24 protein-coding genes, 1 tRNA gene and 1 pseudogene are annotated in these 21,594 nt (G+C 45.8%); 20 read left to right on the top strand and 6 right to left on the bottom strand.

The features are described from left to right. Positions 1-14 precede the first annotated feature (14 nt). The 9 genes from ACDE64_RS08060 to ACDE64_RS08100 all read left to right on the top strand — a co-directional run bounded on the left by ACDE64_RS08060 (position 15) and on the right by ACDE64_RS08100 (position 8,188). A complete protein-coding gene (locus ACDE64_RS08060; RefSeq protein ID WP_411345960.1) occupies positions 15-839 on the top strand; it encodes a GTP pyrophosphokinase family protein in 825 nt (274 codons plus the stop codon). Next, a complete protein-coding gene (locus ACDE64_RS08065; RefSeq protein WP_411349621.1) occupies positions 823-1,317 on the top strand; it encodes a DUF309 domain-containing protein in 495 nt (164 codons plus the stop codon). Before ACDE64_RS08060 ends, ACDE64_RS08065 begins: the two co-directional genes overlap by 17 nt. A 208-nt stretch (positions 1,318-1,525) precedes the next feature. Next, complete coding sequence (locus ACDE64_RS08070; protein WP_411349622.1) at positions 1,526-3,271, top strand: RsmB/NOP family class I SAM-dependent RNA methyltransferase; 1,746 nt, start codon at positions 1,526-1,528, stop codon at positions 3,269-3,271. Positions 3,272-3,275: 4 nt separating this feature from the next. After that, positions 3,276-4,049, top strand: coding sequence for a pseudouridine synthase (locus tag ACDE64_RS08075; protein ID WP_411349623.1), 774 nt, complete (start codon positions 3,276-3,278; stop codon positions 4,047-4,049). A gap of 25 nt (positions 4,050-4,074) precedes the next feature. After that, positions 4,075-4,896 carry a Cof-type HAD-IIB family hydrolase gene (locus ACDE64_RS08080; RefSeq protein WP_411349624.1) on the top strand — a complete coding sequence of 274 codons (822 nt, stop codon included), beginning with the start codon at positions 4,075-4,077 and terminating at the stop codon, positions 4,894-4,896. Between the two features lie 174 nt (positions 4,897-5,070). After that, complete coding sequence (locus tag ACDE64_RS08085) at positions 5,071-6,249, top strand: glycosyltransferase family 4 protein (RefSeq protein ID WP_411349625.1); 1,179 nt, start codon at positions 5,071-5,073, stop codon at positions 6,247-6,249. Positions 6,250-6,388: 139 nt separating this feature from the next. After that, positions 6,389-6,958, top strand: a complete 570-nt coding sequence (locus ACDE64_RS08090; protein WP_411349626.1) for a xanthine phosphoribosyltransferase — start codon at positions 6,389-6,391, stop codon at positions 6,956-6,958. Between the two features lie 323 nt (positions 6,959-7,281). Beyond that, positions 7,282-7,611 (top strand): hypothetical protein, encoded by a 330-nt coding sequence (locus ACDE64_RS08095; protein WP_411349627.1) that lies wholly within the window; start codon positions 7,282-7,284, stop codon positions 7,609-7,611. Between the two features lie 325 nt (positions 7,612-7,936). Beyond that, on the top strand, positions 7,937-8,188 hold the full coding sequence (locus tag ACDE64_RS08100; RefSeq protein ID WP_411349628.1) for a hypothetical protein: 252 nt from the start codon (positions 7,937-7,939) through the stop codon (positions 8,186-8,188). Between the two features lie 425 nt (positions 8,189-8,613). Here the strand turns inward: ACDE64_RS08100 and ACDE64_RS08105 are convergent, their stop codons facing one another. After that, entirely contained in the window at positions 8,614-9,102 is a 489-nt protein-coding gene (locus ACDE64_RS08105; protein ID WP_411345968.1) for a hypothetical protein, read from the bottom strand. A gap of 352 nt (positions 9,103-9,454) precedes the next feature. On the opposite strand from ACDE64_RS08105, the gene ACDE64_RS08110 reads away from it, so the two are divergent. The 4 genes from ACDE64_RS08110 to ACDE64_RS08125 all read left to right on the top strand — a co-directional run bounded on the left by ACDE64_RS08110 (position 9,455) and on the right by ACDE64_RS08125 (position 11,726). Beyond that, a tRNA-Leu gene (locus tag ACDE64_RS08110) sits at positions 9,455-9,538 on the top strand. 278 nt (positions 9,539-9,816) lie between these two features. Beyond that, positions 9,817-10,935: a glycerol dehydrogenase gene (locus ACDE64_RS08115; protein ID WP_411349629.1), complete on the top strand. Its 1,119-nt coding sequence runs from the start codon at positions 9,817-9,819 to the stop codon at positions 10,933-10,935. Between the two features lie 97 nt (positions 10,936-11,032). Then, positions 11,033-11,326 (top strand): hypothetical protein, encoded by a 294-nt coding sequence (locus ACDE64_RS08120; protein ID WP_411349631.1) that lies wholly within the window; start codon positions 11,033-11,035, stop codon positions 11,324-11,326. Positions 11,327-11,423: 97 nt separating this feature from the next. Next, positions 11,424-11,726 (top strand): barstar family protein, encoded by a 303-nt coding sequence (locus ACDE64_RS08125; protein ID WP_411345970.1) that lies wholly within the window; start codon positions 11,424-11,426, stop codon positions 11,724-11,726. 247 nt (positions 11,727-11,973) lie between these two features. Here the strand turns inward: ACDE64_RS08125 and ACDE64_RS08130 are convergent, their stop codons facing one another. Beyond that, a complete protein-coding gene (locus ACDE64_RS08130; RefSeq protein WP_411345971.1) occupies positions 11,974-12,714 on the bottom strand; it encodes a superoxide dismutase family protein in 741 nt (246 codons plus the stop codon). 760 nt (positions 12,715-13,474) lie between these two features. On the opposite strand from ACDE64_RS08130, the pseudogene ACDE64_RS08135 reads away from it, so the two are divergent. From ACDE64_RS08135 to ACDE64_RS08160, 6 genes and pseudogenes are all read left to right on the top strand, one after another. Continuing rightward, positions 13,475-13,804 (top strand): annotated as a pseudogene (locus ACDE64_RS08135) (ribonuclease); the annotation flags it as partial. 146 nt (positions 13,805-13,950) lie between these two features. Then, positions 13,951-14,238 carry a barstar family protein gene (locus ACDE64_RS08140; RefSeq protein ID WP_411345972.1) on the top strand — a complete coding sequence of 96 codons (288 nt, stop codon included), beginning with the start codon at positions 13,951-13,953 and terminating at the stop codon, positions 14,236-14,238. 205 nt (positions 14,239-14,443) lie between these two features. Then, entirely contained in the window at positions 14,444-15,010 is a 567-nt protein-coding gene (locus tag ACDE64_RS08145; RefSeq protein WP_411349632.1) for an S-layer homology domain-containing protein, read from the top strand. Between the two features lie 652 nt (positions 15,011-15,662). Then, positions 15,663-16,184, top strand: coding sequence for a GNAT family N-acetyltransferase (locus ACDE64_RS08150; protein ID WP_411349633.1), 522 nt, complete (start codon positions 15,663-15,665; stop codon positions 16,182-16,184). 145 nt (positions 16,185-16,329) lie between these two features. Next, positions 16,330-16,875 carry a ribonuclease gene (locus ACDE64_RS08155; RefSeq protein ID WP_411349634.1) on the top strand — a complete coding sequence of 182 codons (546 nt, stop codon included), beginning with the start codon at positions 16,330-16,332 and terminating at the stop codon, positions 16,873-16,875. Positions 16,876-16,933: 58 nt separating this feature from the next. Further along, positions 16,934-17,434: a tetratricopeptide repeat protein gene (locus ACDE64_RS08160; RefSeq protein WP_411349635.1), complete on the top strand. Its 501-nt coding sequence runs from the start codon at positions 16,934-16,936 to the stop codon at positions 17,432-17,434. 61 nt (positions 17,435-17,495) lie between these two features. On the opposite strand, the gene ACDE64_RS08165 is transcribed toward ACDE64_RS08160, so the two are convergent. Beyond that, positions 17,496-17,882, bottom strand: coding sequence for a hypothetical protein (locus ACDE64_RS08165; protein ID WP_411345982.1), 387 nt, complete (start codon positions 17,880-17,882; stop codon positions 17,496-17,498). A 152-nt stretch (positions 17,883-18,034) separates the two neighbouring features. Here ACDE64_RS08165 and ACDE64_RS08170 point away from each other — a divergent pair, with 152 nt between their 5' ends. Beyond that, positions 18,035-18,766: a class I SAM-dependent methyltransferase gene (locus ACDE64_RS08170; RefSeq protein ID WP_411349636.1), complete on the top strand. Its 732-nt coding sequence runs from the start codon at positions 18,035-18,037 to the stop codon at positions 18,764-18,766. Between the two features lie 189 nt (positions 18,767-18,955). Here ACDE64_RS08170 and phnE (ACDE64_RS08175) read toward each other — a convergent pair whose 3' ends face one another. Genes phnE (ACDE64_RS08175) through phnC form a run of 3 tightly spaced genes read right to left on the bottom strand, consistent with a single transcriptional unit; the run spans position 18,956 to position 21,374 of the window. Next, the gene (gene phnE / locus ACDE64_RS08175) at positions 18,956-19,750 is read right to left on the bottom strand and encodes a phosphonate ABC transporter, permease protein PhnE (RefSeq protein WP_411349638.1); all 795 of its coding nucleotides are present in this window, start codon (positions 19,748-19,750) and stop codon (positions 18,956-18,958) included. Then, positions 19,747-20,544 (bottom strand): phosphonate ABC transporter, permease protein PhnE, encoded by a 798-nt coding sequence (phnE, locus tag ACDE64_RS08180; protein WP_411349639.1) that lies wholly within the window; start codon positions 20,542-20,544, stop codon positions 19,747-19,749. The genes phnE (ACDE64_RS08175) and phnE (ACDE64_RS08180) overlap by 4 nt, the downstream gene beginning before the upstream one ends. Continuing rightward, the gene (gene phnC, locus ACDE64_RS08185; protein ID WP_411349640.1) at positions 20,541-21,374 is read right to left on the bottom strand and encodes a phosphonate ABC transporter ATP-binding protein; all 834 of its coding nucleotides are present in this window, start codon (positions 21,372-21,374) and stop codon (positions 20,541-20,543) included. Before phnC ends, phnE (ACDE64_RS08180) begins: the two co-directional genes overlap by 4 nt. Positions 21,375-21,594: the final 220 nt, after the last annotated feature.

The raw sequence follows: 21,594 nt of genomic DNA on the forward strand, positions 1-21,594 counted from the left end.
GAGGAGGCATGAACATGGATGACAGAGACTGGGAATTATTCTTGCTTCCCTATGAACAAGCGGTTGAAGAATTGAAGGTCAAATTCAAAACGATGCGTGCAGAACTGAAAAAGCGGGAAGAGTACGCACCGATTGAATTTGTGACCGGACGCGTCAAAAAAATATCCAGTATTATTGATAAATCCAAACGACTGGATGTTCCGATGAATCAGCTTGACACAGGAATTGAAGATATCGCAGGCATCCGTATCATGTGCCAGTTTGTAGAGGATATCCGCTGGGTTGCGCAGTACATCCGCGCCCGTAAGGATTTGACTGTTTTATATGAGAAAGACTATATTACCAATTTCAAAGATAGCGGGTATCGCAGTTTCCACATGATCGCTGAATATCCGGTACAGACGGCATTCGGTCAAAAGATCGTGTTGGCGGAGATTCAGATTCGGACACTCGCAATGAACTTCTGGGCAACGATTGAACATTCGCTTCATTACAAGTATCGTCAGAGTTTACCAGAACCGATCCGGGATCGTTTAAAAACAGCAGCGGAAGCGGCGATGATTCTGGACAATGAGATGTCCAGCATCCGCGAAGACATTCTCGATGCTCAGAAAAGCTTTGAGGATGAAGCGAATCTGGTACAGCGTGTACTCAAGGAGATTCATCGACTCTATTTCTTGCACAAAGTGAGCGAAGCGCTGGAAAGTCAGCAGAAGTTCAACGAGCTATGGGAGAAGCAGGATTATCAGGGTCTGAAGGAACTGGGCGAAGCAGTACGCAAAATGCGCAAATCTGGCTCGCGTTTGCTGGATGGGGATCTCGATGAGTCAGGAGTTTGATGCTCTGTACGTGCAGTATCTGATCTACTTCAACCGGGATCAAGATTATTTTGAATGTCATGAGGTATTGGAAGAGCTGTGGTTGGAAAAGAACGGAGAGCCGGTGTACAAAGGGCTGTTGCAGGTCGCAGTCGGGCTATTCCATTTTCGCAATGGTACAGTGAATCATCTGTATAACAAACGCCTCGGTGCAATCAAAATGCTGAATAGCAGCCTGCACAAGCTGCAAACATACCCGCAGCATACGCTTGGTATCGATCTGGAACGTCTTGTTCTCGATGTGTCGCAATATGTGGAACGGTTGCAGCGGTATGAGCAAGAGCCGTTTGATTTCTACCCTTTGCAGATTATCATTACCGATCCACTGTTGCAAAAGGCAGTAGAGGCAGCAGACAAGCAGATACATGCGCATGTGCCACTGCGTACCGGATATGAACGTGGACCCAAAGCCAAAGAGTTGCCAGATGCTGACATTTGAATGATGCGTATATTGGAATCATTTGCATAGTTTGTATAGAAAGAAGCTTGCCGATCTGGCAAGCTTTTTCATTTGAGCAAACCGTTGATGCCGGTAGTATGCTAAAATATACCTCGGCGAAACGATTGCATCATCGCCCATGTTAACGATGCAGCAGGACGTTTCCAGCAGAATATACTATTTTACGAACTAAAGGAGCATACGCAATATGGCTGTACAATTACCGCCGCCGTTTGTGCAGCGAATGCAGCAGCTGCTAGGAACGGAATTTGAAGATTTTATCCGCAGCTACGAGCAATCGCCGCGCGCTGGGCTGCGTGTGAATACATTGAAGATTAGCAATGAGCAATTTCGGGAGATATCGCCCTTTGACCTGCGCCCAATTCCTTGGTGTGAGACTGGTTATTATATCAATGCCGATGCACGTCCAGGCAAGCATCCATACTATTATACCGGGCTGTATTATATTCAAGAGCCGAGCGCTATGAGCCCGGTCGAAGCATTGCAGGTACAGCCGGGTGATCGTGTACTGGATCTATGTGCTGCACCGGGTGGTAAGTCGACCCAGATTGCAGCGGCATTACAAGGGCAAGGTTTGCTAGTAACAAACGATCTGAGTGCCGAACGTACACGCGCTCTAGCGAAAAATATGGAGCTGTACGGCGTACGCAATGCCGTCATTCTCAATGAATCTCCAGATCGGATTGCCGAAAAATTTAACGGATTTTTCGATAAAATTCTCGTCGATGCTCCTTGCTCTGGCGAAGGAATGTTTCGCAAGGATGACGATGCTGCTCGTCAGTGGTTGAACCATTCGGTGGAAAAGTGTGCAATTATGCAAAAGGACATTTTACAAACCGTTGCCCGTATGCTCGCGCCTGGCGGACGCATCGTGTACTCCACTTGTACCTTTGCACCAGAGGAGAATGAGCGGAGTATCGCTGTGTTCCTTGACAATCATCCTCATTTCCAAGTAACGCGTCCTGTCGGAAGTGAGCATTTCCGCAGTGGTCGTAGTGATTGGGCGGAGATGGTAGAGCAGGAGCTTGCTGCTGGGCAATCAGTCTTGAATGAAATGGCGGCACATGCACCTGTATCGCAAGCTTCGCTAAAGCAGACTGCTGATACGGTTCGTCTGTGGCCGCATCATCTGGAAGGCGAAGGTCATTATATCGCTGTGCTGGATGATATGTCAGATTCCAGTTCCATCCAGTCATCACCAGCAGATGGCATGGAACGTTATGAGGATCGTTTACAGCGCCATCATGAAATAGATGAACGAGCATCTGTTCATGATCATGATGAACGTTCTGGCAAGCAGAAACGCGATGAACGTAAAGATTCAAGCGGTCGCAGACGAGAATATGAACAGCAAAGTCATGCCAAGCATGGCAGAGGAAAACGAGCAATGCAGGATAGCCATCATTTGTCTACGACAGGAAACGGTAAAAAAGGCAAAGTCGGTCGTGGCAATTCTACCTCTTTACCTGCTGACATCACAGATGGCGTAGAGCTATGGCACCAATTCCGCGACAGCGAATGCAGTTCATCTTTCCGTCAGCCCCAAGGAAGTCATATAATCACCTACGGCAGCAATCTGTATCTATCGCCACTTGATGAGAGCTGTTTGCAAGGACTCAAAGTTATCCGTCCCGGCTGGTATCTTGGCTCGCATAAAAAGGGTCGTTTCACGCCCGGACATGCGCTCGCAGTTGCACTATCACCGTCTGAAGCCAGTCGCATCGTCCATCTGGATTCCCGTTTGCCAGAAGCTATCTCTTACCTCAAAGGCGAAACGCTGTCTATTCCCGAACAACGCGTTCAGTGTAGCGAAGGTGTCAGTGCTCGCGGGTATGTACTTGTCTGCATCGATGGCTACTCCGCAGGCTGGGGCAAATGGCAACAGGACGGCAATTTAAAAAACGAATACCCGGCAGGATGGAGATGGATGTAGCGATATGAATACCCCGGTTAAAAAACAACGTTTGGATAAAATACTTGGCAATCTCGGTTACGGCACTCGTAGCGAGCTCAAGCGTGCTGCCAAGCAGGGACGCATTAGCGTCAACGATAAAATGATCAAAGATAGCGGCTTGCAAGTGAACCCGTATGACGATCAGATTCAATTTGATGGCGAAATTGTACACTATCGGGAATACATCTATGTGATGATGAATAAGCCGCAGGGCGTCATCTCAGCAACGGAGGATCGCCGTGATCGCACGGTAGTCGATCTGCTGGATGATCAGTACCGCGTCTTTGAACCATTCCCAGTTGGACGATTGGACAAAGATACAGAAGGGCTATTGCTGCTCACCAATGACGGACAATTGGCACATGAACTGCTGTCACCGCGCAAGCATGTACCGAAAACGTATATCGCCGATGTGCTTGGTGAAGTGGACGAACAGGATATAGTCAAGTTCAAGCAAGGCGTAACGCTGGACGATGGATATGTCACAATGCCAGCTGAACTGAACATTAGCGGACAGACGACTTCCGCAGAAGGCATCGTATCGCAGATTGCATTAACGATTGCTGAGGGCAAATTTCATCAGGTGAAGCGCATGTTCGAATCGGTTGGCAAACAGGTCATATACCTGAAGCGCGTATCGATGGGCTTGCTGGAACTTGATCCTGCGTTATCGCTTGGACAATATCGCGAATTGACAGCTGAGGAGCTTGCTTTGCTTGGACGAAGTGAGCAAGCAATCGCTACAGAGACAGAATAAATATAGGATGATTGGGGTTGGAGAGATGCAATACCGTTTAATCGCATTGGATATGGATGGCACACTATTGAACGATGATCATGAGATTACGCCCAAGACAGCCGCCGCATTGCAGCAGATTGCCGCGCAGGGAACGGAGATCGTCTTTTGCACTGGTCGTACGCCGCTCAATTCCATTCCTTATATGGAGCAGCTAGGTTTGCATCATGAAGGTCATGTCATTGTGCATAATGGTGCGGCAACGGTGCACACTGGCACACATGAGATTGTGCATCAGTTTGCTATGGAGCCGCAGGCGTTGGAACCGTATATGCATTACTGCCGTCAACACCATATTCATTTTGACATCAATACCGCTTTTGATATTTATGTAGATTCGCCGGAACAGATGCAGGCTGCCGCACAGCAGATGTACGCCAAGTTCCAGAGTTTCGGGTTGACGACACAACTGCTACCGCATTGGAGTGAGCTGGAACAACCGGTACTGAAAATGAGCGTGTTTGGCACGCCGGAGCAGCTGGATCAGACGCACAGCGATTGGAGTTTGTGGACACAAGCATTTAATATGCAGCGCAGCGGCGAGTTCTTCATCGATCTGATGCATGTTCAGGCTTCCAAGGGAACGGCTTTGCGGGCTTTGGCAGAGCAACTGGGAATCGCACCGGAGCAGATTATGGCAATCGGCAACTATTACAACGATCTGTCCATGCTGCAATACGCCGGACTTGGAATTGCAGTAGACAATTCCCCAATCGATGTCAAAGCAGCTGCTGATGAAGTCACCGCTTCCAACAACGATGACGGCGTATATCAGATGCTGAACAAATATTGCGGCGTATCCGTCTAACCGTTATTCACCATACAATAAATCATGCAACACAACAAAGCCGCTCCATCTTCGAGCGGTTTTGTTGTGTTGGTCTGCGCCAATCCATGATACAATCTTGTATTATAGCCATCAGAAGCCTACGGGCATGGGATGCGTGCATATCCTGAACTGATAAGGAAAGGAGGAATATTCTTGAGATTGCTGCAAGCCCTGTTTTTCCCTCCTGAACAACCGGGGGGCGTATCATCGATGATTCCACACCTGCAAGAGCGCTTTGGCTCTGCACGCTGGGAGATGGAATTATTTTCTCTGCCCAAGCGAATTCGCAATAAGGGCAAGGATGACGTTGTATTTGAAACGTTTGACTGGAATATCTACGGCGAGAGCCCTATCGTGCAAAAGTACATTCAGACGTATCGTGACTATCGCTGGTGGACGCAATTGCGGCTCAAGCAGCCCTATGATCTGATCCATTCTCATCATCCGCTTGTTGGGCTCGTTATGCGCGAAGTGTTTCAAGACACACCACTTGTGCAGACAATTCACTCTAGCTATGAGTGGGAATTGATTCTAAATGGCAAAATTGAGGAAGGCAGCATGGAACAGGAATTTCTCACCTGCCTGTATCGTGAGTTGGAACAGAAAAGCGATCGGTTAATGACCGTATCGCGCTCGTTTCGCGAATATCTGGTGCCTTATGTGGATCGCCCGGAAGATATTGTCGTACTGCCCAACGGCTTTGACGACAAGCGCTTCAAGCCTGTTCCGCATGAAAATGAAGTACCACAACTGATGAGCGTTTGCCGCCTTGTTCCGGCAAAAGGATTGGATGTGCTGCTCAAAGCATGTGCCCTGCTCAAGCAGCGTGGACATGCCTACGTGCTGCATATTATCGGCGATGGACCCAGCCGCACCGACCTGGAACGATTGGCGCAACACTTGGGCGTGTATGAAGATACGATCTTCTACGGCTATACGCTGCATCCTGAGGAATTCATGCCATTTTTTGATATTTTTGTGCTGCCATCGCGAGCGGAAGCATTCGGTTCGGTATTCGCAGAGGCTGCGTTGTGCTGGTTAGCACTCGTTGGTACGGATGTAGGTGGGATTTCCGAGCAGATTGAAGACGGCGTAAACGGATTGCTTGTACCGCCAGATGATGAAGTACAGCTTGCCGATGCATTGGAAAAGGTCATCAATGACCCGTCCTATCGTTACGAACTGGCACGCACTGGTTGGGAAAAAGCTAAAACCCAGTATTCAATCGGTCATGTCGTGAATGAGCTGAAGAAGCTGTATCTCGAATTTTTACCGCAAGACCATATTCATCCGTTGCCCAATGTGGCAGCCCGTCAGTCGGAAGTAGAGTAAGCCGTATGCCATGTCATCGTACATGGACAAATGAAAACGAACAACACATAATAAATAGCATAAGCACGATCAGGCTGGAGCGACAGGGCGGTCAGTATCCGTCCGCAGCCTGTGCACTATCTGCGATGGGGGACGGACAATGGAAGAATTAAAACAACGAATTTTAGCAGAATCTACCGTACTATCAAGTGATGTGATCAAATTGGATGCGCTGCTCAATCAGCAGGTTGATCCGCAGCTGATGGTCAAGATGGGCAAGGAGTTTGCCGAACTGTATCGCGATGAACAGATTACGCGAGTCGTGACTGTCGAATCGTCCGGCATTCCGGTTGCTTTTGCGACAGCGCTCGAACTAGGTGTGCCGCTCGTCTTTGCTCGTCGTAAAAAGACATTGCTGGCAGATGCAGATGCTCTGGTCGAACGGGTTCCTTCGTTTACAAAAGGGATTGTGACTGACATTATGCTATCGCGTCAATTTGTCACTGAGAATGATCGTATTCTGTTCATCGACGATATTATTGCCAATGGTGATGCCGCTCGTGGTCTGGTCAAAATTATTCAACGTTCCGGTGCAACACTGGTCGGCGTCGGTATCGTCATTGAGAAGTCATTTCAAAACGGTGCCAATACGATCCGAGAGCAAGGAATTCGTCTGGATTCATTAGTGAAAATTACTTCACTAGCAGATGGACAAATTACATTCGGCTAGTCATCCAAAAGAAGATTGGCAACGTATATTGTAGTATACAAGCCCTGTATGTATGCAAAACAAGCTGGGTTTGGCAGGTTGGAATTGTAGAAGAAACGTGGAATATAGTATGAAAATTATTCATGACATTTATTCTTGTTTATCTTATGATATAGACATTCTTTACCGATAGTGTAAATATAACCCCAAGATCTTACACCGGATTGACAAAAAGCATGTGTATGGAAAACCTGCTGCTGCTTTTACTGAAATACGATATTCTCTTTCCAAATGGGGTCAGAGTGTCTTATAATAAAGATATGTTAGGGAGGGGAGGCAGACTAATGAGCAAAGAGCCGATCACTGAAGAGTTTTTCCTGAACAAACTGGCCGCCGCAAAAGTACACTTCGAGCGTGCTTTGGATTGTAAGCACACTGAATTCGACGACCTGTACCCCTATATGATTGAACATCCTCAGTTCTTTTGGTACAAACGTTATGTAGCATGGTCTGAATTGCTGACCATTGTGAATTTGTGTAAAGAGCTGGACTTCGCCTGGGAACCGCAATTTTCCAACCATCAGGTAGAGTACGTGAATGAACGTGTGATGTCCGCTAAGGTGCTTGATTACTGGTTCGAGAAAAACGATTCCAAAGAACACGCACAGCGTTAATCATTGCAGGGTAATCATTTGACAAGCTTGTGTAAGACCTAAATGAACATTCATTTGGGTCTTTTTTTTGCGTTTGTAGAGGTATGATATCCATCTGGAAGAGCATAGGTAGACAAGAAAATCATCGCATAGATGCATGAGAATGGACATCGGACGATTATGCATGTACATTATATGTTCCGTTTATGTAAAATAGAGAGGAACGGCAATCAAACCATAGTCATTTCATGACGACGAAGAATCATGCTGCTGTGATCAGGATGAGAATCATCATGGAATGGTGATAGATAAGCAAGAGGTCATAATGCACAAAGGAGGATGTCCCTTGATTAGCGAGGAGCAGTTAAATGAATACCGTCTATCCGGCGAGAAGGTACGGGTCGTACGCGACGATATTCGGGATAATGATGTACGTGGGATTGTCATTGCTTGGGATGATGAGCATGTGCTCATCCGTCGCCCCAATCGTAATGTTGTCAAGCTAAGTCGTCATTACATTATTCAGCCATCCAAAGAACCACGTCGCAGTCCGCTGGATGAGCACATGAATGATGAATCTGCCGATATAGAGCGGTAAGAGTAAGAGTAAGAGTAAGAAGTGAGGTAAAGAATAGAAGTAAAGAACAAGGAGTAAAGAATAACGAGTAAGGAAAACTGAGAGAATGTAAGGGAATTATCTGAACATACCAAAGCCCCTTTATCGCATGTGTGTACATGCAGGTAAAGGGGCTTGGCTGTGTGTGGTTTCTGTCGTGATGCTATATTGAATAACTATCCGCACCAAAACTGTCTGCATCATACAGCTACATTTATTTTAGGGTAGGTGGGGTAACGCGGAGCATATACATACGTGGATTGTTATCTTCTTGCTTGTTATATCGATCCTGCTAGTTATGATTAGAGTAATACAACTTATAGAATATTGCTACAGATACAGCTAGATATAATCAATAGGCATGGCTACAAACTATGCAGACAGACAGAACAGAATAGTTAGAACAATCAGGTCCCTGTACGATAGGGAGTGTAGCCAGTATAACGAGCCGGTTCACGAACACGTGACGGATTATAAGGCGTTGACGGTTTCTCGGCAACAAATTCTCCTGCATTTCCAGATACCGCTGCTTCAATTGGTCCAAGACCTAGGTAAGCACGCATACGTTCAGCTGCTTCACGCCGGAAATCGGTAGCGGAAATCTGGAAGGTGCCATGATGGCCCTTACAAAGGATCTGCGCTTCCACACTACTCTGAGATTGATTCACTTCGTATAAACGAAGATGTTGTTTGCGCAGATCACGGCGTACTTCGGACAGCAGCAAGTTGGTACGGTCGGCACCGCCCTTGATTACTTCCATATACATACCGGAATTGCTTAACGCATCACTTTCCTCCAATGCGCGTGCATCACGATCAAATTTCTTTTGAATATAAATCAGCAGCAGATAGCTTTTTACCAAGGAACGTTCTTCTTCCGATAAAAAGACAGCCATTCATGTCACCACCTTATAGGAACTAATGTTTCGAGAACTTATGTTCCCATTATAGCGAACATACGATAGAATGGCAACCGTTTCTATGAAAAAATACGCAAATTATCGTAAAAAAACACTATATATAGTGTAAATGTATAGAAAATAGAATAGTAAAAAAAGGGAACAGGATAGTAAGGGTGGATATTTCGCAATCATCTGTCTATCATCGCTTAAGAACACTAAGAACACTAAGAACACTATAAATGCGAAAGCGATCAGATCTATGTGAAATATTGACGCTTGCTAACTAATATGGTATGCTATTTCTTGTGCCTAGAAACTGTTATGGTTTCTAGTAACGTGATCATATGCGGTCGTGGCGGAATTGGCAGACGCGCACGGTTCAGGTCCGTGTGGGCTTACCCCCGTGGAGGTTCGAGTCCTCTCGACCGCATAACGAACAAGCAAGGAGCTTTGGAACGACAATCGTCGTTTCGAAGCTCTTTTTGTTTGCAATATATTATCTTTGGGAATCACCGTTCATAGAATTGTACAACTTTTACATGTTATACATATGGTAGATAGGGTGAATACAATAGAGAGGGCTACGATCTTGCAGCCGCCCATCGAACGTCCATGCAATGAGTGATAAGGGCAAGGGAAAGGTACATAAGCGAATGCGTAGTCTTCGAGAACGATACGATTTTCTATAATTGAAAGGAGAGTATTTCAATGACAGAACGCGTATTTATTAGTCCCGGCAAATATGTACAGGGACGCGGAGTGATCGGTAAAACTGGTGAGTACGTCAAGGCACTTAGTAATGGCAAGGCGCTGGTGATCGCTGACGAGATCGTTTGGGACATCGCCGGTAATCAAGTACTGGAGAGCCTGGATCAATCCGGCATCGGGTATGTAAAAGTGGTCTTCAACGGAGAAGCTTCCACGAATGAGATTACTCGTCTGAGCGATCAGGGTAAACAAAATGAAGCAACAATCGTGATCGGCGTCGGCGGTGGTAAAACGCTGGATACTGCCAAAGCAGTCAGCGACCAACTAGGTGGTCATACCGTTATCGTACCGACTACTGCATCCACAGATGCACCGACGAGTGCATTGTCTGTCATTTATTCCGATGATGGTATATTTGAAAGTTATAAATTTTACAATAAAAATCCAGACCTGATTCTGGTAGATACATCTGTGATCGCTGGCGCGCCACCACGCTTTTTGGCATCCGGTATTGCCGATGCACTGGCAACATGGGTAGAAGTGCGAGCCGTCATCGAAGCGCGTGCGAATACGATGGCAGGCGGTTTACCTACACTAGCAGCGGAAGCAATCGCGCGCAAATGCGAGGAGACGCTATTCGATTTCGGACTACTCGCCTATGAATCGGTGCAACGCAAAGTAGTAACATCAGCGCTAGAATCGGTAGTTGAAGCGAATACGCTCCTGAGCGGTTTGGGCTTTGAAAGTGGCGGTCTGGCTGGAGCGCATGCGATTCATAACGGCTTCACCGTGCTAGAAGGTGATATTCACCATATGACGCATGGTGAGAAGGTTGCCTTTGGCACATTGACTCAGCTGGCTCTGGAGCAGCGTCCGATTCATGAAATTGAAAAGTATATCGATTTCTATATTAGTCTCGGATTGCCGGTGACGCTGGAGGAGTTGCATATCGGCAATGTATCAGATGACGATCTGTACCGTGTCGCACAAGCAGCTACCAAGCCGGATGAAACGTCGCACAATCTGCCATTTACCGTCACTGCGGACGATGTGAAGGATGCAATCATTGCAGCCGATCAGTATTCACAAGCATATAAACGCAAAATCGGTCGCGATTAAGCACTAACGTTGACTATGTATCTACTGCGATTCTAAGCGAAGGATGACATCGGATGGTCGTACTGCCATACTGTTTGTCATAACAGCATGATTGCGTATGTTCGCATACAATCAGTTAGCACAAGCACAAGCACAAGCACAAGCACAAGCACAAGCACAAGCACAAGCACAAGCACAAGCACAAGCACAAGCCTTGGAGTATTTCGTTTACAAGCTCTGCCCCGGTTCCTCTTACTGGTGGCAGAGTTTCTTGTTGATGGACTTCCCAGACGATGATTTTTCTGCTAATGTTAAAGATCGTGGGAACGATACACATTGCTTCCTATGTAACTTAAAATTTTACAAAAATCTGCAAGAAAACCCGTCTCTTTTTGGCCCTAATGTGATATAAAGAATAAGGGGGATGTAGAAAGAGATACAGGTTCACGTTGAGATGCCGGAGACTGTAAATAAGGTATGCAAATGTTGAACAAGGTAAGGTGTGGACGATGAATATGTACATGAAAACCGTCATATTGAACGGGGAAGACTTTGCAACGATTGAGCAGCTACACAGCACATTGCGTCAGGTGTTGGAGCTACCAGATACGTATGGTGCTAATCTGGATGCATTGTGGGACAGCTTGACCGGTCAGATTCAGTTGCCATTGCAGATTGAGTGGCTTCATTATGATCTGAGCGAGGAACGGCTGGGCGATGATGCGCAGCAGGTGCTGGGATTGATGGAAGAAGTGCAAGGAGAAGGCAACGGATTTCGCGTCTGGGTACAAAAGGGCGCTGTCGCTTTCTAACAGATGGTTGGTAGAGCAGACGATATACAATAATCCGCAGCAAGCGGACAGAATCTTTTACTTAATCAAAAAGCCGCACGGTAATCGTAGCATTCTATCAGGAGTGATCCCTGACAGGACGTTCGATGACCGGAGCGGCTTTTCTTCCATATGTTATTTACTATACATGTTGTATTACGTGCGATTGTCTGGATCATGAACCTATATGCGCATCGCTGTAATAGCAAGCAGCATTAAGCGTTACACATTATTGCGGTACATTCCCACCAGCGATCCGTCCACCGGAATTGCCAGTTGGATCGGTCTTCTCATCGTCCTCATCGGCATGAATAATCAAGGATGCACCGAGAATCGAAGAGGCACTATTCTTATCAAGACTAGCACCTTCCAGCTTCATTTCGACTTTGGCGGTGCCATCAGCGGCAACCTCAAGATTACGGAAATCGCCCAGATGCGCACCTTCTGGATTCAGATGTCCATGCTGGGAATCTGTCGGATTGAGATGAGAACCTGCTGTTTCAAAGTCATTGCCAGTGATGGGAGATTGGTGAACGTGGAATCCATGCTTACCCGGTGGCAGATTGGAGACATCAATCTTCGCAAGTACACCATCGTCTTCCTGTGTCAGTGTAACTGTACCAATTGCGCTACCGGAACTGTTCTTCAGTTCTACGACTGGTTGTCCAATCGAAATAGTACCCTGCTGTCCTTCCCAGTATACATTTTGACTGATCAGATCGCCGACATGGCGGATAGGTACATACGTAGTTCCATTATAAATAAACGATTGTGGTACGTTGGTGCCATTATTGTTGTACTGTGCTGAGGATGTCTTCGCTTCGCCATTATGGTAGAAATGGATCGCTTCTGTATTCGGTGTCACATTCATATTCGATACATTTGTCGCAGCAAATGAAACTCCGGAGAAGAACACGGCTCCGCCTAGAAATGACAGGACAAGATGCTTTTTACCTAATGATTTACCCATTATCGATTCCTCCTTGAATATGGAAAAGTAAAAGCATGACGGACATCCTACGACAACACGTAATAACGTGGTTCTAAAATTCAACAGCATATCAGCGGTGCCAAGGCACAACCAACGTAAACATCACTCATTCAAACAGGGCATCTAACATAAGCATGCATTCATCGTTCAAACAGTAAGTATATGTTCTGCTAATGATGTGAACATGATGCAAATGTTACTGTCAGACCATGCAGAACAAAAAAGTATGTCAATTTCTTTTACCCTTAAAATCATGAACATATACGTATATACATAAATAATTTTAAAAATATTGGTTTTATAGGTATTATTATGTAAATATTGATATCTGTCATATAGCGGATCATATACGAGGTAACAGATCGTATATGAAACAATAAATGCTACTAAAAAATAAAAACAATCATTACGCATATACTAGCTATTATATTTACATTCAGCTAACAATAAATTATCGCGATAGGTCATATTTATAAAATTTTACAAAATAAGATAAAAAAATTAAAGATTTTTACAATTTTATGTGATATAACTGGTAAGTGGATGTTTTGCTACCTATAATCGGTTCAGAACGTTTAAGGTAGCGACGTTCAACAAATACTTGTTACATAGGAGGATGAAGAGGATGAAACGGTTTTGGTCTACAGCTTTACTGGCAATGATGTTGACGGTGGTGTTCTTCACCGGCTCCCAGATCACTCCGGCAGCACAAACGCAGAAAGCGTCCGCAGCCACATGTACGATCATCAACACATTTACCGGAGTAGCTAACTATCTGTCTGCTAACGGTAAACTGCCTTGCAACTACATCACCAAATCGCAAGCGACTGCCCTCGGTTGGGTATCGTCCAAAGGTAATCTGGCAGATGTAGCACCAGGCAAAAGTATCGGCGGCGACGTATTCACAAACCGCGAAGGCAGCCTGCCAACAGCAAGTGGACGCACATGGCGTGAAGCGGACATCAACTATACATCCGGTTTCCGCAATTCTGACCGTATTCTGTACTCTAGTGATGGCTTGATCTACAAAACGACAGACCATTACGAAACCTTCACTCGTTTGAAATAATACTCGCCGATTGCCACGATGAGCAATCACGAAACCACACCCTTCAGCGCGATTCTGTACGTGTCTTCTTACCGGCGGACAGGCATAGAATCGCCTTGTTGTGGTATGGTAATAGATGCAGACCAAGTATCAAAGGAGGACGTTCGATGAAGATCGTTACGATCAATGGGGAAGATTTTGCTACGCGTGAGGAATTACATGCACAATTCAAAGAAAAGCTGGAGCTGCCCGAATTTTACGGTGCGAATCTGGATGCATTATGGGATTGTCTGACGGGGATGATTGAATTGCCGCTGGAACTATATTGGGTGAATTATGCGGTTAGTGAACAACGGCTTGGAGAACAGGCACATCGTGTACGTTCTTTACTGGAAGAAGCAGAGGCAGAAGGCATTGGCTTTAAGGTTGTGGTTGAAAATGAAGTGGGCGCTTGATTACAGTAAGAGCCGTATTCGAACATATGATCATGGAAGTGAGTAGAGCGATCTTTTCCGAAATTGCGGGGAAAGGATCGTTTTATTTTGGAAAGTGAATATTTTATGGGGAACTATTTTGAGTGATGATGCAACAATAGTGGCTATACATATGTGTACTAGATAAGAGATATGTTTGTACTTGTATATAAAGGAGATTATGATCATGAATAAAAAATGGACATCCCTTATAATCGCTTCTGTGTTGACGTTCTCTTTTGGAACCGGAGCAGCGATGGCAGCAAGCGAATCGCTCGTTACACAAAATATTCATTCCACTGCATCTGTTCACCCTGTGAATCTGACGACAGTAGTACAAAATGATTCCCAGCCAATCAACGGCGCACAGGGGATTCAATTATTGGTGAACAAATTCCAACTCAGTCTGGCAGCATTCCAATTCATCAAAGCACCTCAGGTCAGCGATTATTACAGCAAAGCCAAAAATAACGTATGGTACTCCGATGCGCTTATCATCGCGGCGGTCAATGGACTGGATGTACCACGCACATTTGATCCCGCAGCCAAACTGACGCGTCAGCAGTTTATTGACTATACGGTGAAAGCGATGGAGAAACAGATCAATGTGACCAAGCTGTACATTCAGCCAAGTGAGCTGTCTGACTTTTCCAAAGCAGATTTGAAGAAACCGATCACGCGTGCTGAAGCTTTGCAAGTGATCGACAATGCGGCGAAGTATTATACACAGCATCCAGAGCTAGCAAGTCACTAAGGGTTTTTTTGGCGACTATAAAATGAATGAGTATGGATCATGAAAAAGACCATTCTATTGAGATGGTCTTTTTCATGTAAAGAATCATAAAGCATATAAGAACATTAAAACTAAAGTAGCATACACCTCTTTGGAACATTCTGAAGATTATAATGGAAGACAAAGCTTTAAATCTATTTTCAATATAAAGTATGAGAAATAATGAGTAATTTCTTTATACTTTACTATATCTGTAGTAATATCCAAGCAAGACGAAAGAAAAAATAATTGGAAGAATGATCTAAACTGATTCCCAAATCATTGACCTGTAAAAAGTAATCGGAATGATATATATCGTCTTCTCGATGATTGGGTTCATCTAATCCATATTGTTGCATAATTCGTTCCTTAGTTTGCTGATCAGTAGAATGATTTTGTGATTCAACCATTGCTTGTTTCTGAAACTGAAGCTCGGCATGCGATGGTGTTGGCGATACCAGTAACAATATGCTTGTACATGCGAATAGTACCCATTTCCTTACTTGAGCCATACTCTATATCCTTTCTATTTATCTTTATTGTCTACATATATAAACGTAGAAGAATTGAGAAAGTTTTGCTTATACTATTAAAATTGAAGATGTATGATTGAAGTTTAAAGGAGGCTTGGACGATGTCGGTGACTCCGATTGAAGTACATATTGTTCCGGCAACAGCGGAACATCAGGAATTTTTGTGGGAAATGTTATATTTATCACTTTATGCTGAGCCGGGACAGGAGCCATTTACACGCGAGATCGTACATCAACCCGGCTTGTCCAAATATGTGGAGCATTGGGGAAGAACGGGAGATGCCGGATTTATTGCGTTGGTTCAAGAGGAGCATAGTACCGATATGCAGCCGATTGGAGCAGTGACTTCGCGTTTTTTTACAAATGATAATAAAAGCTACGGGTATGTCGCTGATGATATTCCTGAACTGTCGCTTGCGATTGTACCGGGTTATCGTGGGGCGCATATCGGAACTTCGTTAGTTTTTGCATTATTGGATGAGTTGCGGCGGCGCAAATATCCAGGTGTATCGCTCAGTGTGAGTCCCGGCAATCCGGCGCTGCGCCTGTACGAACGATTTGGCTTTCGCGAAGTAGGTGTGGAAGGCACTTCGCTAACGATGTTGTTACGCTGGGACGGATAAATGTATAAGCTACGTTTACTATATAGTATATGAGTGACAGGTATACATGGATACTTTGCAACACAACTGCCGGACAGGATGTAACAATGAGGCTTGCTGCGGTATACTTTACTATAGACAGACTATACAGCAGACAGGAGAACTTATGTCCAGAAAAACGTTATCCAGTATTCTTTTCATTATTGTGGCAGTTGTGGCAGTGTTGTTTGGTGCGAATGAGTGGATGGGGCAGTCCAGTACACCGAGTAGTGAAGCGACATCAGGTTCAGCAACGTCGTCCAATACTGCATCGTCCACTACACCGTCCACGCCCTCGACATCATCCTCATCGACAGACAAGCAAGCAGCAACTAACTGCACGATCATCAATACGTTTGACGGAGTGGCGAATTATTTGCGTCAGCATGATGGTCAGTTGCCCTGCAATTATGTGACCAAAAAGCAAGCGGAACAATTAGGCTGGCAATCGTCCAAAGGTAATCTGGCAACCGTAGCACCGGGTAAAAGTATTGGTGGCGATACGTTCAGTAATCGCGAAGGATTGTTACCCAAAGCATCCGGTCGCAAATGGCACGAGGCAGATATTAACTATACATCAGGCTTCCGTGGTGCAGATCGCATTCTCTATTCGACCGATGGGCTGATTTACAAAACGACCGATCATTATGAGTCTTTTCAACAGGTAAAATAGATGTGATCTGAGGGAACAGCAGATACTACAATATAAAAATGAGATACGGAGAAGCATCATGATGAATCTAACGTTGGAACAATCAATCCAGTACGCTGCCGAGCTACGTAGCAGTGGGCAGGCAGAGCAAGCAAAGACAGCATTGGAGCAGCTGTTACAGCAATATCCACAGCACCCGGATGTGCTATACCAGTTGGCATGGACTTGCGACAATCTAGGGTTAGAGCGTCAGGCGGTGCCGTATTATGAGCAGGCGCTACAACATGGTCTGACCGGTGAGGATCGTCCAGATGCGATGCTTGGATTAGGCAGTACATATCGCACCTTGGGACGATATGAAGATTCACAGCAAGTATTAGCACAAGCCATTGCACAGTACCCAGAACGGCGGGAATTGCAGGTCTTTTATGCGATGACATTGTACAATCTGGACAAATCGGCTGATGCGATCGGTATTCTGCTGGAACAATTGGCAGCGACTACTTCGGATGCAGGCATTGCCCAATATGGCAAAGCGCTGCGCTTTTACGCGGATAAGCTAGATCAAGTGTGGGACTAACACGTATACACACGCTGCAAAATGTACGAATATAATAAAAGCCAGTCATCCGGAACGATTGTTACGATGACTGGCTTTTATTTGCGTTGAGACGAATATAGTCCAACTGCGGCGACTGCAAAGGAGCCTTTTCAAAACGAAGATCATAATAATGATCCAACTGAATGATCTGAATAATGTCACCTGTTGTATGCACTGCTTGTGTCTTGTCGCCAAGTTGAATAATAATTCCTTTATCGTTCACGCCGATCACCTGATATGTACCTTCTACGGTTTGAATGCCACTGCGGTATACAAAGGTTGCAGCAATGATAACGATAACAGTCAGGGCGATGATCTGTAGTATGCGCTTTTTCACAAAAGTCACCTCGGTCTGGATTGCCTGCTTTTGTTCCAACATACCAGAGTGAGCAGGGGATTGCATCCGTCCGCAGGCTGAATCAGTCATTTACCTAAGGTTGATCGAGGATGTAGAATACGTGTATACACTGTAAATTCCAGATATTTGAAACTTATAATCCAGCAGATGCGTCTGAACATTGGACTAGCAGACTACATAGGATGATCCATTTGCCAAATAACGGAAGGGAGCAACCAATCATGAAACAGAATTTGTATGACAACCCGGAATTTTTTGAGTATTACAGTAAGATGCGCGATTCAGGCATTACGTATAATGAATTTGTGGAGCAACCGGCATTGCGTTCATTGCTACCATCGTTGGAAGGGAAAATAGTTCTGGATCTGGGCTGTGGCTCTGGGCAATTGGCTGTTTATTTGCTGGAGCAGGGTGCTGCATATATTACGGGTACGGATATATCTGCCAGTATGCTAGGGCGCGCACCACAACATGATCAGATTACGTATATGCAGGCACCGATGGAAGAATTGGATTTCCCGGGAAATTCTTTTGATGTAATCGTTAGTTCCTTGGCACTGCATTATATAGAACAGTACGAACCACTCATGCACAAGATTGCCTACTGGCTGAAGGATGGTGGTAAGCTCGTATTCTCGACGGAGCATCCCATCGTAACCGCCAAGCTGGATAAAGACGGCTGGATTGAGAATGAGCAGGGAGAGCGGCTGTATTATGCGGTGGATCATTACAGTCAGCAGGGCATTCGATATTCACACTGGGTAGTGGATGGGGTCATTACGTATCATCGGACGATGGCTACGCTGATCAATGGAGTGATTCAGAGTGGATTGCGCTTGGATGCAGTGCTGGAACCAGAGCCGATTCCAGAAGGCTTGGAGAACATGCCTCAGCTGATCCACGAGCTACGCAAACCGTCATTTGTAGTCATTGCAGCAAGTAAGGAATCGTAACTAAGATGCAGAGCTAATTGTTGCGTATCGCAAAATCAACTTTTACAATGAGCGTGATGCGTAGAGATTGAGATTTGCTATCACTATATAATAGAAGAAGCTTTGTAACGCGTTCCCATCACAGGACACGATACAAAGCTTTTTGATGTTCCCAATAGTACCATTCTAGCGCTCAGTAGTAATCCAGCATCAAACGATACGCTTGCGAATCCAGCCAGAGATCCAATCCGTCAAAATAACCAGAACAATAATCCCTAGCAAAATCACTCCAACGCGATTCCAATTACGCATCTGCAAGGCGAACAGCAAGGGTGTACCGATCCCGCCTGCGCCGACCAAACCAAGTGTGGTGGCAGAGCGCATATTGATCTCGAATCGATACAACGCATACGAGAAGAATTGTGGAATAACCTGCGGCAGCACAGCAAACCACAGTATTTGCAGCTTGCTGGCACCAGTAGCGGTCAATGCTTCAGACGGACCTGTATCGATACTTTCAATCGATTCTGCATATAGCTTGGCAAGCATACCGACCGAATGCACACCCAGTGCCAGCACACCGGCAAAGGAGCCAGGTCCAACCGCTTTGATAAATAAAATCGCAACGATCATTTCCGGGAATACGCGGATTACGCTCAATACAACCTTTCCACCACCAGAGATGGCGCGCAGCTTACTCATATTCGCCGCCGCCCAGAACGCAAACGGGATACAGAGAAAAGCAGAGATAAACGTACCAAGAATGGAAATAATCAGCGTATCCAGCAATCCGCGTAGCAGATCCTCTCCCGCTGGATCATACACATAATCCCAATCGGGATGCATAAAGCCATCTACAATCGATAGCGACACCGTCTTGGCAGTAGATTGAAATCCTTCAAAGTTCAAACCGTTAAACGCCCAGATATACACTGCCACCAGAATAGCGACCCATACCCACGGGCGCAGACGATGCCAGAGCGGACGAGCAGACCATACATTCATAGCAATTTCCTCCGTACAATCGTACTGGCATAATCAATCACAAGCACAATAACTAACGTCAGTAAAATAATCATCGCTGCGCGATCATAGCGGAACAGACCAAGCGAGCGATCCAATAGCAAGCCGATTCCGCCTGCGCCAACGAGACCGAGTACAGATGCCGCACGTACATTCACTTCAAATGCATACAGCAAATACGACATATAATAAGGCATCGCCTGCGGAATCACACCGAATACGATCAGCTGCACTCGATTGGCTCCCACTGCTGTCATCGCTTCGAGCGGACCCGGATCAATCGACTCAATCGCTTCAAACGTCAGCTTGGCAATCAGACCGAACGAAAAGAACAAAATCGCCAGCATCCCTGCAAATGGTCCAATTCCGAATACAGCGACAAAGATTGCTGCAAACAGCAGATCCGGCACAGTCCGTACTAGATTCAGAATCAAGCGCACTGGTATCGCAACGGATCTGTTGGGCGTGACATTATATGCACACAGCAGGGCAAATGGAATCGCCAGCAGTCCGCCCAGCATCGTGCCAACGAGTGCGATTTGCAGCGTTTCGACCATAGGCTCCCAGATTTTCGGAAAATAACTCCAATCCGGTGGCACCATTTCGGCTAGTAAAATGCCCATTTGTGGTAACCCACGAATCAACTGATACGGCGTAACTTCCGTCTGAATGGAGCAAACGATCAGCAGAGCGATGAACAGCCCCCACGTAGCATATCGCTTATACTTGGGCGGTGCGACAGGCGTGATAGACGTACCCGTTGTTCCCATACTCATTGCACTCCACCTGCCGCCACACCCGGTTTACTTGGAATAACGGATATCACATCATCGCCAGGTGGATGATCGCCCAGCACCTCATCGCGATGAATCGCCCGTCCATAAATATGGGCAAACACATCGTCTGTCGCTTCTGCTGGCGTGCCATCAAATACAACTTCCCCTGCACGCAGCCCGATAATCCGAGTCGCATATTCACGCGCCAGATCAATAAAATGCAGATTAATAATCGTCGTAATCTTCAATTCACGATTAATACGCTGCAAGTCGTCCATCACCTGCCGTGTGGTTAGCGGATCAAGCGAAGCGACTGGCTCGTCGGCGAGAATGATTTGCGGTTGTTGTGCCAGCGCACGGGCAATGGATACCCGCTGCTGCTGACCGCCGGATAGCTGATCGGCGCGGCTGTAGGCTTTATCGCGAATATTTACACGTTCCAGTGCATCCATTGCCAGCGCGGTATCCTCAGCTGGAAACAGACCAAGCACGGTGCGCAGTGTAGAATGATGACCTACCCGTCCAGATAATACATTGCGCAGTACGGTCGAGCGTTTGACAAGATTAAAGCTTTGAAAAATCATGCCGATCCCGCGACGGATTCGGCGTAGACCGGAACCGGACGCTGTAGTGATCGATTGTCCATTGATCACAATATTACCTTCACTAATATCGTGCAGACGGTTGATCGAACGTAGTAATGTCGACTTGCCAGCGCCGGACAGACCGACGATCACGACCAGCTCTCCTTCGTTAATCGTAAGGTTAATCTGATTCAGACCGCGCGTTCCGTTCGGGTATACTTTGGATACATTTTGAAATTCAATCATGCAAACCCAACTTTCGTTATCCAGATTTTCTATAAAAGGGATGATACAACTTGCAGCAGTCTACAATAAGATGTTGTTTATCATTGATGTTGTAGAAATAGAACCAGAACTAGAATAGAAACATGAACAGTTCAACAGCAGACAGCACCGCCCGCAAAACAAGGACGGTGCTGTCTTGGTAGTCATGTTTGGTGCAGCCATAGTATCTACTGTGTTGGAT

The sequence above is a fragment of the Paenibacillus sp. WLX2291 genome (genome assembly GCF_046603665.1).
In the GTDB taxonomy this organism is placed as follows: Bacteria; Bacillota; Bacilli; order Paenibacillales; family Paenibacillaceae; genus Saccharibacillus.